This is a genomic window from Flavobacterium hercynium (genome assembly GCF_002217285.1).
GTDB classification, from domain to species: domain Bacteria; phylum Bacteroidota; class Bacteroidia; order Flavobacteriales; family Flavobacteriaceae; genus Flavobacterium; species Flavobacterium hercynium.
Genome location: NZ_MUGW01000052.1, coordinates 1 through 16,865 on the forward strand (window position 1 = coordinate 1; position 16,865 = coordinate 16,865).

The following is a 16,865-nucleotide window of genomic DNA, read 5'->3' on the forward strand; positions in this document are numbered from 1 at the left end:
CGCTATTTCAGGACAAGACATAGCTTTAATAAAAAAGAAACCACTTCGTAAGAAGTGGTTTCTTTTTTATGCGATCTAGTAATCTAAAAATCTAAGCTAGTCTAAGAAGTCTAACAATCTAAAGATCTAAAAATTAAAATTGCTCTCTTCCTGCGAAGTGAAATGCACCTTCGATAGCAGCGTTTTCATCGCTATCAGAACCGTGAACTGCATTTTCTCCAATAGAAGTAGCGTATGCTTTACGGATAGTTCCTTCAGCAGCTTCAGCTGGATTTGTAGCTCCAATTAAAGTTCTGAAATCTTCTACTGCGTTGTCTTTTTCTAAAATTGCAGCAACGATTGGTCCACGAGACATAAATTCTACTAATTCTCCGTAGAAAGGTCTTTCTGCGTGAACTGCATAAAATGCTTTAGCATCTGCTACAGTTAATTGAGTTAATTTTAATGAAACGATTTTGAAACCGCCATTAGTAATCATTGCCAAAATGTTTCCGATGTGTCCGTTTGCAACAGCATCCGGTTTAATCATTGTAAAAGTTCTATTAGTTGCCATTTTTGTGTTTTTATATTTTGTGCAAAATTAGACTTTTTTTGTGAATTGATTTTAATAAATTCATAATTTAAATGATGTGAAACGATGTTTTAGAGAAGAAAACTTAAAAAATACGAAAGCGTTAGAGTTTAAACATAATCTTACAACCAAAAAAAAGACGCATCGTAATGCGTCCTTGTTTATAATGAATTAGTTCAAAGAAGTTTTATACTTTGAAAATCAGTTTGTTTCTGTAGAAAATCCATAAGATAAATGTCCAGATAGCAACATAAACCAAAGCGCCTGCAAGCGAGGCCGTCATTGGATTGCTGAAAAATGGTGCAATACCAAAACGGTACAAATAGTCTAATAAATTTGTTTTTTCTAAAGCATTATCAGGATTTGTAACGGGAATCATTACGAGTGCCTGCGGAATAATTTGCGAGAAGAAAAATACAATCATGGGATTGACACCCCAGATTAAGAACAGTTTAAATCCTTTTTGATAATTGGCAATGTCAATAATGTAATACAACAAAGCAAGGCAAGCCGTAGCTAATCCGGTTGTGTACAGAACGTAACTGCTTGTCCAAAGCGATTTGTTGATAGGGAAAACGATGTTCCAAAGTAATCCCGCTATGATAAGTGCGACTCCGGCAATTGCCATTTTTGAAGCCTTTTGTTTTTTTGTTATTTCGCGTTGTAATAATTGACCAATTAATAATCCAATAATTCCGTTTACGATTGATGGAATAGTACTTAAAATTCCTTCCGGATCCCAGGTTACGGTGCCGCTATACATGTGACCTTTTAGAAAAACACTGTCAACCCAGGCTGCCAGATTGGTGCCAGGCTCTAAATTTGCAGGTCCAATTCCGGGAACAGGAACTAAGGTCATGATTGCCCAATATCCTAATAGTAAAACGGATCCAACTATAATTTGAGTTTTTTGTGTTGTTTTTAGGTACAATAAAGAGGCTACAAAATACACCACGGCGATACGTTGTAAAACGCCGGGAAGACGAACATCATGATAGGCTTCGATACCACTGTAAGCTAAAAAGAGATAAACAAACAATATAGAAAAAGCGAGAATGTTTTTGATTCTGGAGCTAAAACTTCCCATTAAGGCATATCCAACTGCAATGGTAATAAGCATTCGGACGATAAGCAATGGAATGCTATCGAGACCAAATAATTGTATTTTAGAGAAATAATTAAAGAAAATTCCAAGGCACAACATGCGTAAGGAACGTACTAAGATTTTACTAAAAGTAGTGCTATCGTACTTTTTGTCCGGCATGGCAAGCGGAATCGCTACGCCCATGATAAAAATGAAAAACGGAAAAACCAAATCGGTTGGTGTGCAGCCATGCCAATGGGCGTGTAATAAAGGCGGATAAACATTTCCCCAATCTCCGGGATTGTTTACAATGGTCATTAATAAAATAGTTAATCCTCTGAAGACATCTAATGAAATCAAGCGCTCTCTGGTCATAGGTTTTGGTAATAGGTTAGTTTTTGTTTTAAAAGTTACTATTTGGTTTAGAGAGGCAATACTTTCAGATGAGGTGGTTATTTGTTTCTGAAACTTATTACTTTATTGTTTTTGCTGTTTCTTATTTATATGGTTATAATGTCAAAATTAGATTCTAAAGGTTTTAGTTTTTGAATCAAAAGAGGAATCAATTGCTCGCCCTTTTCCAGGTAAAACTCTGAAAAGTTCGTCTGACGTTCCTGCAGACTTTGATTCGGGAATAACTCGCATTGTAAATCGGTTACACGTTGTAACTGATCCTGCAATTTTCGTTTTTGAGCTTTTAGTAAACGTTTTTCCAGATTTTCTAATCCTTTGGTTTGTTTCACTTCCTGTGCTTTTACTGCTCCGGTAAAAGACTGATCTGTTTGCGCTGCCAATTCATGCAGATACTGAAATTGTTTTGCCAGTATTTCTTTTTGCGGCGTTAAGTCAATCGGAAATGGTGATATTTTATGTGTAATCGCATTCGTTAGGTGAGCTGGTTTTGTGAATAAATCTTTCCAGCTTAAACCTAATTGATCTGCTTTTTTAGCTTGTTTTTCGGTAGTTAAAAGAACTGAGTTTCGAACTAAAAGAATTGGAAATGTAATGTTTACAGCATCAAAGAATGATTTTAATTCTAACCAATACGCAATTTCTCCGCCTCCCCCAATGTAGCATAAATTCGGTAAAATGATTTCCTGATACAGCGGACGCATAATAACATTGGGACTGAATTTCTCCGGATTACGTTCTAATAATGTAAAGATTTCTTCTTTAGAAAAGGATATGCGGGTATTGTTTATGATGTATTTGTCGTTCTCAAAAATGATTCTTTCGCGCAAATCATCTTCGATATAAAATAAATTTATTTCGCGTGGATTGACCTGTACACTATATTCGCTAAGTTGCTCGATTGTTTTGGAAACAGCTTTGAATGAGGTTTGCTCGGTTAATTCTTCTTTGACAAAAGGAACAAATGCTTTTTTAAGATTAGCATCATCAGCATCCAGAATTACTAAACCTTGGTTTGCAAATAAAGTATTCGCCAGGAAACGAGTTGCATCAGCAAGATTATCGTGTTTTAGATACGCTTCTTCAAACCATTTTTTGATTGTTCCGGCATTAGTACTTGAACCTAATTCAAGTGAATAGATTTCAAAGAATTCTGCTAAACCTTCTGTCGAAAGTCGGCCAACAGGACCTGTGCTTTCCTTGTTCCATCTGAATTTTTTTCCTTTGAAATTAAAATAGTTAATCTCATCAAAATCATGATCTTCTGTCGCCATCCAGTAAACGGGAACAAAATTATACGTCGGATATTTTAGTTTTAATTCCTTGGTAAGATTTATAGCTGAAATGATTTTGTATAAGAAATACAAAGGACCGCTAAACAAATTGAGCTGATGTCCTGTTGTAATGGTAAAAGTATTTTGAAGCGCTAAAAGTTCAATATTTTGTTTTGTTGCATCAGAAATGTCAATGTTTTGGTATTGATTTTTTAAGGTGTCAACAAGAGGAATTCGGTTTGCGTTATCAAAATTAGCGGCTTTTTCGGTAAGCTGTTTTTCGAAATTTTCTAAAGTTGGAAAATTATTATACAGCGGTTTTAATTCAGCTTTCTGATCTAAATAATCTTGCATTAGTTTAGAAAAATATCCGGAAGATTGAAAGCTGATACAGTCGGTAGGCATAATTTTAGGTTTATTTTTTGATAGCTGTAAATTTAATGAAAATATACAGTTAAAAACGTTTTTAACGATTGCTTAAGATTCAATTTTTGATTTTTATTTTAAAGCTCCGATTATCAAGTTTTTAATTCTAATCTGAAAACTATTTTGTAAAGTTGAAATGATAGGTTATTTGTTAAAAAACATGTGTTGTTTTAAAACTATTTCAGGTAAAGATGAATTATTCGTGATGAAACCATATTTTTGTAATCAAAAAAAAAGTTATATCTCTTTTACATGGAAACAAGCCCGAACAAGAAAAACTCCTTAAAGCATGTTCTTTTTGGAAGCCTAATTGGAACAACAATAGAATTTTTTGATTTTTATATTTATGCCAATGCTGCCGTCTTGGTCTTTCCACAATTATTTTTCCCTAGTTCAGATTCGACAATGGCAACATTAGAATCGTTAGCCACTTTTTCGATTGCCTTTTTATCACGTCCGCTTGGTTCTGCTTTTTTTGGGCATTATGGTGATAAAATTGGGCGTAAGTTTACTTTAGTTGCCGCTTTATTAACAATGGGAATTTCTACCGTTACTATTGGATTTTTGCCAAGTTATGCCAGTATTGGTGTTGCTGCTCCATTGTTGTTAATGTTATGCAGGTTTGGACAAGGTGTTGGTTTAGGAGGAGAATGGGGTGGAGCTGTTTTGCTGGCGATAGAAAATGCACCTCCGCACAAACGTGCCTGGTATGGAATGTTTCCGCAATTAGGCGCTCCAATTGGATTGCTGCTCTCCGGTGGAACTTTTTTATTATTGACGGATTCCATGAACAATGAAGACTTTATGAATTATGGCTGGAGAATTCCGTTTATTGCAAGTTCACTTTTGGTAGTAGTTGGTTTTTATATCCGAACTAAAATCACCGAAACACCTTCATTTGAAAATTCTAAAAAACAGGATGAAGAAGTAAAAGTTCCGTTTTTTACTTTAGTTAAATCGTATAAAAATCAATTGATCTTTGGAACGTTTGCTGCTATTACTACATTTTTGGTTTTTTACCTTATGACGGTGTTTACATTAAGTTGGGCGACTTCTGATTTAGGTTATGCCAAAAGAGATTTCTTATTGATTCAGTTGTTTTCGGTTTTGTTCTTTGCTTTGTTTATTCCGATTTCTGCACTTGTTGCCGATAAATTAGGAAGACGAACGGTATTGATTATCACGACTGCTGCAATTGCGCTTTTTGGATTTTTCTTTTCGTTTTTCTTAAACTCAGGCAGTTCTTTTATGGTAACCTTCTTTTTGTGTTTTGGAATGGCATTAATGGGATTCACATACGGACCTTTAGGAACTTTTCTATCTGAATTGTTTCCGACTACAGTGCGTTATTCCGGAGCATCGTTAACCTTCAATATGGCAGGAATTCTTGGCGCTGCTTTTGCCCCAATGATCGCTATTTGGCTCGCAAGTACCTACGGATTAACCTATGTTGGTTTTTATCTGACTATTGCGGCTTGCATTTCTTTAGTTTCGTTTTTAGTGATTTCTAAGAAAGTGCATCAATTTTAATGGTAAAGAATAATATGAAAAATTGTATTTTGATTGCCTTGTTGTTATTGTTGCTTTCTTGTAAAAAAGAGGAAAATACAAATAGTGATGAAATTGAAAAAGTAGAAACTACCTCTCATTATGCGGTAGAAGATACGATAGTTGCTGATACAGCTGCTGTAGCTGTTGAAGAAGAAAGCCCCGAAACAGAATCTGTTGAAGAAGAGTCTGGAAATAGCAACATTAATTTTGAAAAATTTAGTGTAGAGGTTGATAAGGATTTTAAAAAAGCGCCTTTAGATTGGGCAAGCAATGAATATTCAGGAATGTTTAAGACCAGAATTATTGAAGCATACAAATCAGACAAGATTGATTTTGCGGGTCATTATATTGGTGTGTTATTTGGTTGCGGAGCCGGATGCGTGTCTGGATTTATGATTGATGTGCGTGATGGTAAAATTTACAGCGCTCCTTTAGGTGAACAAAATTCGTGTTTTTTTAATCAAAATTATGCTGTTTGCGAAGACAATAGCCGTTTGTTTGTATCTGCTATTTGCAAAGAAAATGAAGACGACGAGAAATTGTTTTACATCGCCTATTTATGGGATGAGGATCAAAAAGTATTTAAGGAAATTGAATCCAAAGAATTTATAACAGCAGAAAAATAACGTTTTTAGCACCCTATCGAAAACAATATAAAAGGATATTTGTTATACTTCTAAAGTTTAATAAATATCCCTTATTTTTGCAAAAATATTTCTTTTGAAAACCAAACTCTTTGTCATTACACCTCCTTTTACGCAGTTAAACACACCTTATCCGGCGAGTGCGTATATTAAAGGTTTTTTAAATACTAAAAATATCGAATCTGTTCAGGCAGATTTGGGTATTGATGTCATATTGGAATTGTTTTCAAAAAAGGGATTAATTGATTTGTTTGAATTTTCAAATCCAAAGTTTCAGGGTTCGGGTACTGAAGTTTCAGATAATTCCAAACGTATTTTTGCTTTGCAGGATGAATACATCAAAACGATTGATGCTGTAATTCAGTTTTTGCAGGGAAAAAATCCAACGCTGGCGTTACAAATCTGTCAGGAAGATTTTCTGCCAGAAGCTTCTCGTTTTGCACAGTTAGAAGAACTCGACTGGGCGTTTGGTACAATGGGAACGCAGGACAAAGGAAAACACTTGGCGACACTTTATCTTGAAGATATTTCGGATTTTATTGTAGAATGTGTCGATGAAAATTTTGGCTTTAGCCGATATGCAGAGCGATTAGGACGAAGTGCCAATTCTTTTGATGAACTTTATGAAGCTTTACAGCAAGAACCAACTTATATCGATTCGATTTTAATTTCACTTTTAAAAGCAAAGATCGAAAGTATAAAACCCACAATATTTTTAATTTCTGTTCCTTTTCCTGGGAATTTATACAGCGCTTTCAGATCGGCGCAATGGATAAAAAAACACCATCCTGAAATAAAAATTTCTATGGGCGGTGGTTTTCCAAATACCGAATTGCGTTCACTTTCAGACGCTCGTGTTTTTGAGTTTTTCGATTTTATTACGTTAGATGATGGTGAAGTTCCTATTGAAGAATTAATAGCAAATGTTGAAAATCCGGATCATGGTTTTTTTAAGAGAACCTTTTTATTAGAAAACGGAGCTGTTGTTTACAAAAACAATTCCTTACGACACGATTACAAGCAAGCGTATGTAGGAACTCCTGATTATTCTGATTTGCCTTTAGATAAATACATTTCGGTAATCGAAATTGTAAATCCAATGCACAGAATGTGGAGCGACGGGCGCTGGAATAAACTGACCATGGCGCACGGTTGTTATTGGGGAAAATGTACTTTTTGTGATATTTCATTAGACTACATAAAAGTATACGAACCGGTAGCCGCTAATTTGTTGTGCGACAGAATGGAAGACATGATGGAGCAGACAGGACAAAACGGATTCCATTTTGTTGACGAAGCAGCACCGCCAGCCTTAATGCGTGCTTTGGCACTTGAAATTTTACGACGAAAATTAGCCGTAACTTGGTGGACAAATATTCGTTTTGAAAAGAGTTTTTCACAGGATTTATGTTTGTTGCTAAAAGCTTCGGGCTGTATTGCGGTTTCTGGTGGATTAGAAGTAGCTTCAGACCGATTACTAAAATTAATTGACAAAGGTGTTACCGTAGAACAGGTAGCAAAAGTGACCCGCAATTTTACAGAAGCAGGTATTATGGTTCACGCGTACCTGATGTACGGATATCCAACACAAACGATTCAGGAAACTGTTGACAGTTTAGAAATGGTGCGTCAGTTGTTTGAAGCGGGTATTTTGCAATCCGGATTCTGGCATCAATTTGCGATGACAGCTCATAGTCCAGTCGGATTGTATCCGGAGAAATTTGGTGTTACGAAAGCGACAGAAGCAATTGGAACTTTTGCCAATAACGATATTGAATATACAGACTCAACTGGAATTAATCACGATAAATTCAGTTTCGGATTAAAGAAATCACTTTTTAATTTCATGCACGGAATCTGTTTTGATTACGAATTACAGGATTGGTTTGATTTTAAAATTCCGAAAACTAAAATAGATCCCGATTTTATTTATAATGCCATTCAGGAAGGAAATGATTTTAATACGAAACCGAATGCAAAAGTGGTTTGGTTAGGTGGTAAACCTTTTGTAGAACAGTATACGAAATCTAAAAAAGGACAGACCTGGGAAATGATGACTTTTACATTTCATGATAAAAAAGAAAGTTTCACGATTCAGACCAATAAAGAAGAAGGTGAATGGTTAGTCGATATCTTAACTAAGATAACCATAGCTAACAGTAAAAATTATACATTTCAGGAAGTCAAAGCTGATTTTGAAACCAATCTCGAGGATTTTGAATTGTTCTGGTATTCAAAACCAGTAAACACGTTGCGTGAGTTTGGTTTACTGGTATTGTGATAAATTTGGTGCTAGAAAACACTATTCCATTTTGAACCTAAAACCAACGCCATGAAGATTCTCTATCATGATGTTTTTTTCGTTGATTAAAATTTTACGTAGACGTGAAATAAAAACATCCAGACTTCGTCCCATAAAATAATCATCGGTTCCCCAGAGTGCAGTTAATATTTTTTCTCTTTTTAGAACCGTATTTTTATTGTCAAAAAATAATTTCAGTAATTCGGCTTCACGTTGTGTCAGACCAATTTTTTCTTCCTCATTAAAGAGAATGAAATTTTTAGTGTCAAACTGATATTTTCCGATTTCATAAACAGACTTTTCAATCGCTCTGTTTTTTTGAGAACGTTTCAGGAAAATTTCAATCTTTAGCAAAAGCTCTTCAATGCTAAAGGGTTTTACCAGATAATCATCTGCGCCTAAGCGTAATCCTTTTATACGGTCTTCTTTTAAGGTTTTGGCAGATAAAAAAATAATAGGAATATCGGTATCTGTTTTTCGTATTTCAGTGGCCAGGTCAAAACCATTCATTTTAGGCATCATGATATCAAAAATGCAGATGTCAAAATCTTCATTATTAAAAGCGCTCAAACCTGATTTTCCATCCGTGCAATGTACGACCTCATAATCGTTTTGCTCGAGATTGTCTTTTGTTAGAAACGCTAATGTTTCATCGTCTTCGGTATAAAGAATTTTAAAATTTTTCATTTTTTATAAGGAATTGATAGGTGAATCGTAACACCTTTTTCTACATTATTTAGGGCATAAATTTTCCAGTTTTGCAGCTCGCAAATATTTTTCACATAATACAAACCAAGTCCAAAACCGGCAACTTCATTACTTTTTGAGTTTTGAATACGATAGAACTTATCAAATATAGAGGAAATTTTCTTATTATTTATGCCAATTCCGTTATCAATAAACGCTATTTTTAACGTTGTTTTTTCTTCTTTTAGTGTAATTGTGATTTCAGGTTGTTCCTCACAATACTTAACGGCATTGTCAAGCAGATTGTATACCAGATTGCTAAAATGAAAAACATCAGTCTCAATTGTATAGTCGTTTGAAAGCGTATCTATTTTAATTTTTGCTTCAGGATATTTCAAGACAATATTATCAATCGTTTCTTCCAGAATAGGAATTACTAAAACAGATTCCGGTTTGAGTTCTAAAGTGGTATAATCTGATTTGGCAACATTCAGTATTTTTTCGATATGATGGTTGAGCTTATTACTTTGCTTGATGATGATATCCGTGTACGTCAGCAGTTTTTTATCTTCTTTGATCGGATTTTGAGCAATCAGATATTTAGATGCAATTAAGATGGAAGATAAAGGTGTTTTGAATTCATGCGTCATATTATTGATGAAGTCACGCTGCAATTCGGAATATTTCTTTTGTTGTAAAAGTGTAAAAATGGAGTACACATAAATAAGCAGAATAAAAATTAGCGCAAGCGAAAGCACAAACCAAAAACGCATCGAACTAAACAAATACGAGGTTTCATTTGGAAAACGTACTGCAAAATAATAGACCAGATTTTTATGTTTAGGAAAATAGACAGATTGTTTTACTCTGTTATTTTGAGATAATGAAATATAATTGCCATAAATCATTTCGTCGCTTTGGCAATTGTACATCGCATATTCAAAATCAGTGGTGATATTCATTTTTTTGAATTCATTTTTTAAGTAGAATTCTAAAATATCAGGTTCAAAATCGTTATCGACATTTACGATATAATAATCGTTGGCAATTTTCTGAACCGGATTCTGAGCAGGCAATTCGTGATTGGTACCTTCGTACAGTTTTTTAGTAACCTCAAGAAGGGCGATATGCGTTTTCTGACTCAGTTTTTTTTGCTCCAGCGTAAAAGCTTCTTTTGTCCAAAGTAATTGCGCAATCAAGATACCTATGATGGCAATAAGTCCTAAAAGAATGATGCTATTGAGTTTATTTATTTTCAAGAAAAAATCAGATTTAAAATTGAAATATAGGTAAAAAATCCTTTAAAAACGGCTGTTAACAAGTCGTTAACAAACATTTGACAACGCTTAACAACGACATAAACAGGTCTGTAGTACCTTTGAATTATAAATTTAACCATAAATCACTTAAAATAGATATAATATGAAAATTATTAAAATTTCAATGCTTGCTTTAGCATTAGGCTTAATGTCTTTTTCAGCAATTGCACCAGTTCAGTCAGTAGTAAGTACAGATGAAGTTATCGTAGCAGAAACAGCTTCGACAATCGTTTGGAAAGCAGAAACAATTGATGTAGGTCAGATTCCACAAGGAACACCAAAAGCAATTGTATACGAATTTAAAAACACAGGAAAAACAGCTGTTGTAATTACAAATGTTCAGGGATCTTGCGGATGTACTGCAACTGATTACACAAAAGAACCAGTTCAGCCAGGTAAATCAGCAAAAGTAACAGCAACTTACAACGCAGCTGCTAAAGGTGGTTTCACAAAAACAGTTACCGTAACAACAAGCGCAGAAACAGCTCCAAAAGTACTTACTTTAAAAGGAACAGTTATTTAAGAATAAAAGGTTGGTTATAAAGTGAAAAACTCCAAATACATTATGTGTTTGGAGTTTTTTTATTTTTAGATAGTTCGATTTTTAGATTGTTGGATTGTTAGAATTTTAGATTTTAGATTTCAGACTTTAGACTTTAGATTTTTGAAGAAAGAGAAAGATTATGTAATGAATTAAAAATTAAAAATTAAAAAATCATAACTTACATTTCACATTTCACATTTCACAATTCACAATTCATAAGACGTTAATACACTTATAAAAACGCTTGGTGTAATGTTCTGTCTCAAGAGAAGTAATTGTAACGCTTTTTACTTTTCCGGAAGAAGAATGTATAAATTTTGACTGCATACCATTGGCTTCGCAGATAATTCCTAGATGACCTACAACGGTTTTGTCTTTGTACCCATAAAAAACCAAAATATCTCCCACTTTAAAATCTTCCGGAGCAACCGGAGTACCTAAGTTTTTGTAACTGCCCGAACTTCTGGGTAAGCTAACGTCGAAATGTTTAAAAACATAACTCACAAAACCGGAGCAGTCAAAACCTTTTTTAGGATCGTTTCCTGCATAGAGGTACGGTGTTCCTAAATAATTTTTGGCATACGCCACAATCGAATCGCGGTCTATTGCTGTTTGTGTTTTTACGATAGTTCTTTGAACAGTTTTTTGCGGAACAACCTTTTCTGTATTTTTTGATGAAGAAGGGAAAAAGGATAACGCAGTAAGAATACAGAGGATTAATTTCATTTTGATGGAATAACTAAAAGTGTTTATTTCATAAAGGTAAGCCGTTGCTTTTGAATATCAAAGAAATTACTGACTGCTGTTTTGGTGTTTTTTTATTACTTTTTGATGTTTTAGTATCTTCCGCAACATTATAATTCGGGTATATTTGTGAATCACAATTTTATTTAGCCTTTAAATTATGTTTCTAAAAAAAATACCACTTTTAATTTTGTTTTTGCTGACTTCTATCATTTTAACAGCACAAGACAAGAATAATGCCTATTTGTATGAAGGACGTGTTGAAAAAAAGCAAAATGACAATGTTGTTTTGATCGGAACGGCGTCTTCTGTTTCTTTTAATTTTACCGGAAACGAATGTTCGATTACCCTACAAAGTGTGGATGCATGGGAACATCATAATTATGTGTCTTTGATTTTAGATGGAAAATATATAGGCAAACTACGAATAGAAAAAGGAGCAGCACAATCTTTTCCCATAAAAATCAAGGAGGCTAAAAAAGAACACCGACTTGAGATTTACAAAACTACCGAAGCCCATAGCGGTGGTATTTTGTTTGTAGGAACAACAGCAAAGCTAACGTCGATTACTGCAAAAAAGAAAAAGAAAATTGAGTTTATTGGTGACTCGATTACCTGTGGTGCGGCAAGTGATGGATCTGATATTCCATGTGATAAAGGCGAATACTTTGATCATCATAACGGATATTACGCTTACGGTCCTGTTCTTTCGAGAAAAATTGGAGTTGATTACCTGATGAGCTGTGTTTCGGGAATTGGAATGTATAGAAACTGGAACGATGAGAACAAAGACGAAGCGATTATGCCGGTCGTTTATGAAAATTTGTATTTAAATAAAACACTTCCGGAACCTAAGTATGACTTTGCTTTTCAGCCCGATATTATCAGCATTGCTTTAGGAACCAATGATTTTTCCGGTGGCGATGGTAAAAAAGAACGCTTACCATTTAATGCAGAAAAGTATGTATCGAATTATATTGGCTTTATCAAAATGCTATACAAACACAATCCAAATGCGCAGTTGGTGCTTACCAATAGTCCAATGGTGAGAGGAGAAAATGCCGTTGTTTTCGAAGATTGTCTTAAAAAAGTAAAAGCGGCATTTGACACTGATAAAACACACAAACTTATTTTGATTTTTAAATTTAAACCAATGCAACCGCATGGTTGTACAGGACATCCCGATGTAGCAGATCATCAGATTTTGGCGAATGAATATGGTCCGTTTTTAAAAAAGTTACTTAAATGAAAAATAATATATTTAAGTTTGTTTTCTTTCTGATGATTTCCAGTACTATGATGGCAAACGTTACACTTCCGAATATTTTTGGTGATAATATGGTCTTGCAGCGAAACTCGCAAGTGAAAATTTGGGGTTGGGCAAATCCAAAAGAAGAAATCAAATTGGTTTCCGGCTGGAACAATCAGGAATATAAAACCGTTGCCAATAATCAGGCGCACTGGGAAATTGTAATCCAAACACCCGAAGCGGGAGGACCTTTTACAATTTCGATAAAAGGTTATAATGAAGTAATCCTGAAAAACATTCTGATTGGAGAAGTCTGGCTTTGTGCGGGACAATCGAATATGGAAATGCCGGCAAGCTGGGGAATCGATAATGGTGAAGAGGAAGTGAAAAAGGCTGCAAATCCTAGCATTCGATTTTTTTCTGTTCCAAAATTAACTGCTGTAACGCCACAAAATAATGTGTCAGGAAACTGGACAGAATCTACTCCGGAAACCATGAAGCAATTTAGTGCGGTTGGCTATTTCTTTGCCAAACGTTTGCAGGAAGATTTAAAAGGCATTCCAATTGGTTTAATATCATCTAACTGGGGCGGAACTCCCGCTGAAATCTGGATGCCGGAAGAAGTGGTTCAGAACGATCCTGTTTTATTAGAAAATGCCAAGAAGCTAAACGAAGAAGAATACGGTCCAAGACAACCCGGACGCGCTTACAACGCCATGATTTATCCGCTTACAGGATTTAAAATTGTAGGAACGATTTGGTATCAGGGTGAATCGAATGTTGGCTCTTTGGTATATGACAAAACATTAGGCGCGTTGATTTCGTCTTGGAGAAAAATGTGGCAAAATGATTTTCCGTTCTACTATGTTCAGATTGCACCTTATAAAACAGGAAGCAATAACTTCTCGAATGTTACTTTACGTGATTCGCAACGCAAGATGCTGAAAGAAGTTCCAAATACCGGAATGGCAGTTATTAGTGATGTTATTGAGGTAAAAGAAATTCACCCAACAGATAAAAAGTCGGTTGGCGTTCGCTTAGCAAATCTGGCTTTGGCTAATACGTATAAAACCAATTCTAATTTGGTTAATGGTCCGCTTTATTCATCTGTTACCATAGAAAAGAATAAAGCCATAGTTTCTTTTGACTATGCTGAAGGATTATATTTTAAAGATAAAAAAAACGATCAGTTTGAAGTAGCAGGTCAGGATGGTATTTTTTACCCAGCCGAAGCTTCCATAAAAAACAATCAGGTGATCTTGACAAGCAAAAAAGTTCCGGTTCCCGCAAAGGTTCGCTTTGCCTGGGGAAATACCATTGTGTCCAATTTGTTTAACAAAGCAAATTTACCAGCTTCTTGTTTTAGTACGGAATGAGAGATTGATTTTAGATTTTAGATTTTAGAATGTAGATTTTAGATTTTTGGATTCTTAGATTCTTAGATTGTTAGACTTTAAGCCCAATCTTGTCATCTCGACGAAGGAGACCCGAGCGAAAGCGAACAGACGAAGTAGATCCCCACGAGAAACTCGACAAAGATTAGTAATACTTTACGAAGCTACTTACTAAGATCTATCCGTCGAGATGACAAGATTGTACACAAGTTCGCGTGAGGGATAGCAGCGGAAAGCCCACAGCCTGACGAAGGAAGGGCGAGGACTTGAAGCGAATAGCCCGACCCGGAGGGACACGCCCAAAAAAGAAAACTATTTAACCATGAAACATAATACAATAACCATTGGGGTGTTTGCCCTGCTTACTTTTGGAAATATGAATGCACAGAAAAAAGCTTATTTAGATAAAAACAAAACGATTGAACAACGTATCGATCTTCTTTTGCCATTAATGACTTTGGAGGAAAAAGTGGGGCAAATGAATCAGTACAATGGTTTTTGGGATGTAACGGGACCGGCTCCAAAAGGAGGAACTGCGGAATTGAAATACGAGCATTTGCGAAAAGGCTGGGTAGGATCGATGCTTACGGTGCGCGGTGTGAAAGAAGTTCGTGCTGTGCAGAAAATTGCGGTAGAAGAAACGCGTTTGGGGATTCCGTTAATTATTGGTTTTGATGTGATTCATGGCTACAAAACGTTAAGTCCGATTCCGTTGGCAGAAGCGGCGAGTTGGGATCTGGAAGCGATTAAAAAATCGGCAGCGATTGCAGCAGATGAAGCTTCGGCATCGGGAATTAACTGGACTTTTGGACCCAATGTAGATGTGTCTAACGATGCGCGCTGGGGACGTGTGATGGAAGGTGGGGGAGAAGACCCGTATTTAGGAAGTAAAATTGCTATTGCACGTGTGCATGGTTTTCAAGGTGAAACTATTGCTGATTTAGCTAAGGTAAACACCATTGCTGCCTGCGCCAAACACTTTGCTGCTTATGGCTATGTAGAAGCGGGATTGGAATATAATATTGTAGATATCAGTAATTCTAAATTGTATAATTCGGTTTTGCCTCCTTTTGAAGCTACGGTGCAAGCGGGCGTTCGTACGTTTATGAATTCCTTTAATACACTAAATGGCGTTCCGGCAACGGGAAATGTTTTCTTGCAAAGAGATATTCTTAAAGGAAAATGGAAGTTTGACGGTTTTGTAATTTCGGATTATGCTTCGATTCGCGAAATGATCGCGCATGGTTATGCAAAAGATGAAGCTGATGCTACTGCAAAAGGCGTAATCGCAGGTTCTGACATGGATATGGAATCGTATTTGTATGTGGCGAAATTGGCTGATTTAGTAAAAGAGGGAAAAGTAAAAGAAGCCTTGGTTGATGATGCTGTTCGCAGAATTTTACGCGTAAAATTTGAACTAGGCTTGTTTGATGATCCGTACAAATATTGCGATGAAAAACGTGAAAAAGAAGTTGTGGGCAGTAAAGCCAATAATGATGGTGTTTTAGACATGGCGAAGAAATCGATCGTATTGTTGAAGAATAAGAACAATTTGCTTCCGCTAAAAAAATCTGGGCAAAAGATTGCTTTGATTGGTGCTTTGGCAAATGATAAAAACAGTCCGCTGGGAAGTTGGAGAATTGCCTCTGATGATAATTCCGCAGTTTCGGTTCTGGAAGGAATGCAGCAATACAAAGACAATAAACTAACCTTTGAAAAAGGTGCTGATCTAACGGTTGGAAAAACTTCATTTTTAGATGAAGTAGTTTTTAACACAACAGATAAAAGCGGATTTGAAGCGGCTAAAACAGCAGCGAAAAATGCAGATGTTGTGGTGATGGTTTTAGGAGAACACGGTTTTCAAAGTGGAGAGGGAAGAAGCAGAACCGATCTTGATTTGCCGGGTGTTCAGCAGGAATTGCTGGAAGAGATTTATAAAGTGAATCCTAATATTGTTTTGGTTTTAAACAACGGGCGACCGCTTAGTATTCCGTGGGCTGCAGAGCACATTCCTGCAATTGTAGAAGCTTGGCACTTAGGAACTCAGGCTGGAAATGCTGTTGCTCAGGTTTTGTATGGTGATTATAATCCAAGCGGAAAACTGCCAATGTCGTTTCCAAGAAATGTAGGTCAGGTTCCTATTTATTACAACAAATACAGTACAGGAAGACCAACCAATACCGATAAAAATGTGTTTTGGTCGCATTATACAGATGTGGAGAAAACACCGCAATATCCGTTTGGTTTTGGATTAAGTTATACCAAATTCGATTATAAAGATCTTAAAGTAAACAAAACCGTTTTTGAAAAAAAGGAGAACGTTCAAGTAAGTGTTTCTGTAACCAATTCTGGAAATTATGACGGTAAAGAAGTAGTGCAATTGTACATTCACGATGAGTTTGCAAGTATCGTGCGACCAATTAAGGAATTAAAAGGTTTTGAATTGGTCAATCTGAAAATAGGCGAAACCAAAACAGTAACGTTTACACTCACCGAAAAAGAATTAGGTTTCTATGATAACGACGGAACATATTTAACAGAACCGGGTACTTTTAAAATTTTAGTTGGAGGAAGCTCTGATAGCGGACTGGAAAGTAGGTTTGAATTGAAGTAACTAAGAAATAATTGCGCAAAGTAGCAGCATTTTTTCCGCCACGAATTCACG

Annotated in this window: 13 protein-coding genes; 7 read left to right on the forward strand and 6 right to left on the reverse strand. The window is 35.7% G+C overall.

Annotated elements, in window-relative coordinates; genetic code table 11:
* Positions 1-133: 133 nt before the first annotated feature.
* The 3 genes from B0A66_RS19635 to bshC form a co-directional block, all read right to left on the reverse strand.
* Positions 134-553 carry a nucleoside-diphosphate kinase gene (locus B0A66_RS19635; protein ID WP_031456090.1) on the reverse strand — a complete coding sequence of 140 codons (420 nt, stop codon included), beginning with the start codon at positions 551-553 and terminating at the stop codon, positions 134-136.
* A gap of 205 nt (positions 554-758) precedes the next feature.
* Complete coding sequence (locus B0A66_RS19640) at positions 759-2,030, reverse strand: acyltransferase family protein (RefSeq protein WP_089051566.1); 1,272 nt, start codon at positions 2,028-2,030, stop codon at positions 759-761.
* A gap of 125 nt (positions 2,031-2,155) precedes the next feature.
* Positions 2,156-3,745, reverse strand: coding sequence for a bacillithiol biosynthesis cysteine-adding enzyme BshC (gene bshC / locus B0A66_RS19645; RefSeq protein WP_089051567.1), 1,590 nt, complete (start codon positions 3,743-3,745; stop codon positions 2,156-2,158).
* Positions 3,746-4,018: 273 nt separating this feature from the next.
* On the opposite strand from bshC, the gene B0A66_RS19650 reads away from it, so the two are divergent.
* The 3 genes from B0A66_RS19650 to B0A66_RS19660 all read left to right on the forward strand — a co-directional run bounded on the left by B0A66_RS19650 (position 4,019) and on the right by B0A66_RS19660 (position 8,242).
* Positions 4,019-5,296, forward strand: a complete 1,278-nt coding sequence (locus tag B0A66_RS19650; protein ID WP_089051568.1) for an MFS transporter — start codon at positions 4,019-4,021, stop codon at positions 5,294-5,296.
* A 14-nt stretch (positions 5,297-5,310) separates the two neighbouring features.
* Positions 5,311-5,943 carry a hypothetical protein gene (locus B0A66_RS19655; protein WP_123868268.1) on the forward strand — a complete coding sequence of 211 codons (633 nt, stop codon included), beginning with the start codon at positions 5,311-5,313 and terminating at the stop codon, positions 5,941-5,943.
* 94 nt (positions 5,944-6,037) lie between these two features.
* Positions 6,038-8,242 carry a B12-binding domain-containing radical SAM protein gene (locus tag B0A66_RS19660; protein WP_089051570.1) on the forward strand — a complete coding sequence of 735 codons (2,205 nt, stop codon included), beginning with the start codon at positions 6,038-6,040 and terminating at the stop codon, positions 8,240-8,242.
* Between the two features lie 21 nt (positions 8,243-8,263).
* Here the strand turns inward: B0A66_RS19660 and B0A66_RS19665 are convergent, their stop codons facing one another.
* Both B0A66_RS19665 and B0A66_RS19670 read right to left on the reverse strand, forming a co-directional pair.
* A complete protein-coding gene (locus B0A66_RS19665) occupies positions 8,264-8,950 on the reverse strand; it encodes a response regulator transcription factor (RefSeq protein WP_089051571.1) in 687 nt (228 codons plus the stop codon).
* Entirely contained in the window at positions 8,947-10,209 is a 1,263-nt protein-coding gene (locus B0A66_RS19670; RefSeq protein ID WP_089051572.1) for a sensor histidine kinase, read from the reverse strand. Before B0A66_RS19670 ends, B0A66_RS19665 begins: the two co-directional genes overlap by 4 nt.
* A gap of 163 nt (positions 10,210-10,372) precedes the next feature.
* Between B0A66_RS19670 and B0A66_RS19675 the strand changes: the two genes are divergently transcribed.
* On the forward strand, positions 10,373-10,792 hold the full coding sequence (locus B0A66_RS19675) for a DUF1573 domain-containing protein (RefSeq protein ID WP_089051573.1): 420 nt from the start codon (positions 10,373-10,375) through the stop codon (positions 10,790-10,792).
* Positions 10,793-11,026: 234 nt separating this feature from the next.
* Here B0A66_RS19675 and B0A66_RS19680 read toward each other — a convergent pair whose 3' ends face one another.
* Positions 11,027-11,539, reverse strand: a complete 513-nt coding sequence (locus tag B0A66_RS19680) for a C40 family peptidase (protein ID WP_089051574.1) — start codon at positions 11,537-11,539, stop codon at positions 11,027-11,029.
* 178 nt (positions 11,540-11,717) lie between these two features.
* On the opposite strand from B0A66_RS19680, the gene B0A66_RS19685 reads away from it, so the two are divergent.
* The 3 genes from B0A66_RS19685 (at position 11,718) to bglX (ending at position 16,814) form a co-directional block, all read left to right on the forward strand.
* Entirely contained in the window at positions 11,718-12,806 is a 1,089-nt protein-coding gene (locus B0A66_RS19685; RefSeq protein ID WP_089051575.1) for an SGNH/GDSL hydrolase family protein, read from the forward strand.
* The gene (locus B0A66_RS19690) at positions 12,803-14,182 is read left to right on the forward strand and encodes a sialate O-acetylesterase (RefSeq protein WP_089051576.1); all 1,380 of its coding nucleotides are present in this window, start codon (positions 12,803-12,805) and stop codon (positions 14,180-14,182) included. The genes B0A66_RS19685 and B0A66_RS19690 overlap by 4 nt, the downstream gene beginning before the upstream one ends.
* Before the next feature lie 340 nt (positions 14,183-14,522).
* Entirely contained in the window at positions 14,523-16,814 is a 2,292-nt protein-coding gene (gene bglX, locus B0A66_RS19695) for a beta-glucosidase BglX (RefSeq protein WP_089051577.1), read from the forward strand.
* Positions 16,815-16,865 lie beyond the last annotated feature (51 nt).

What these genes read in the sequence shown, in the direction of transcription:
- B0A66_RS19635 (WP_031456090.1), bottom strand. Translation starts at nt 553, where the DNA reads ATGGCAACTAATAGAACTTTTACAATGATTAAACCGGATGCTGTTGCA.
- B0A66_RS19640 (WP_089051566.1), bottom strand. Translation starts at nt 2,030, where the DNA reads ATGACCAGAGAGCGCTTGATTTCATTAGATGTCTTCAGAGGATTAACT.
- bshC (WP_089051567.1), bottom strand. Translation starts at nt 3,745, where the DNA reads ATGCCTACCGACTGTATCAGCTTTCAATCTTCCGGATATTTTTCTAAA.
- B0A66_RS19650 (WP_089051568.1), top strand. Translation starts at nt 4,019, where the DNA reads ATGGAAACAAGCCCGAACAAGAAAAACTCCTTAAAGCATGTTCTTTTT.
- B0A66_RS19655 (WP_123868268.1), top strand. Translation starts at nt 5,311, where the DNA reads ATGAAAAATTGTATTTTGATTGCCTTGTTGTTATTGTTGCTTTCTTGT.
- B0A66_RS19665 (WP_089051571.1), bottom strand. Translation starts at nt 8,950, where the DNA reads ATGAAAAATTTTAAAATTCTTTATACCGAAGACGATGAAACATTAGCG.
- B0A66_RS19675 (WP_089051573.1), top strand. Translation starts at nt 10,373, where the DNA reads ATGAAAATTATTAAAATTTCAATGCTTGCTTTAGCATTAGGCTTAATG.
- B0A66_RS19680 (WP_089051574.1), bottom strand. Translation starts at nt 11,539, where the DNA reads ATGAAATTAATCCTCTGTATTCTTACTGCGTTATCCTTTTTCCCTTCT.
- B0A66_RS19685 (WP_089051575.1), top strand. Translation starts at nt 11,718, where the DNA reads ATGTTTCTAAAAAAAATACCACTTTTAATTTTGTTTTTGCTGACTTCT.
- B0A66_RS19690 (WP_089051576.1), top strand. Translation starts at nt 12,803, where the DNA reads ATGAAAAATAATATATTTAAGTTTGTTTTCTTTCTGATGATTTCCAGT.
- bglX (WP_089051577.1), top strand. Translation starts at nt 14,523, where the DNA reads ATGAAACATAATACAATAACCATTGGGGTGTTTGCCCTGCTTACTTTT.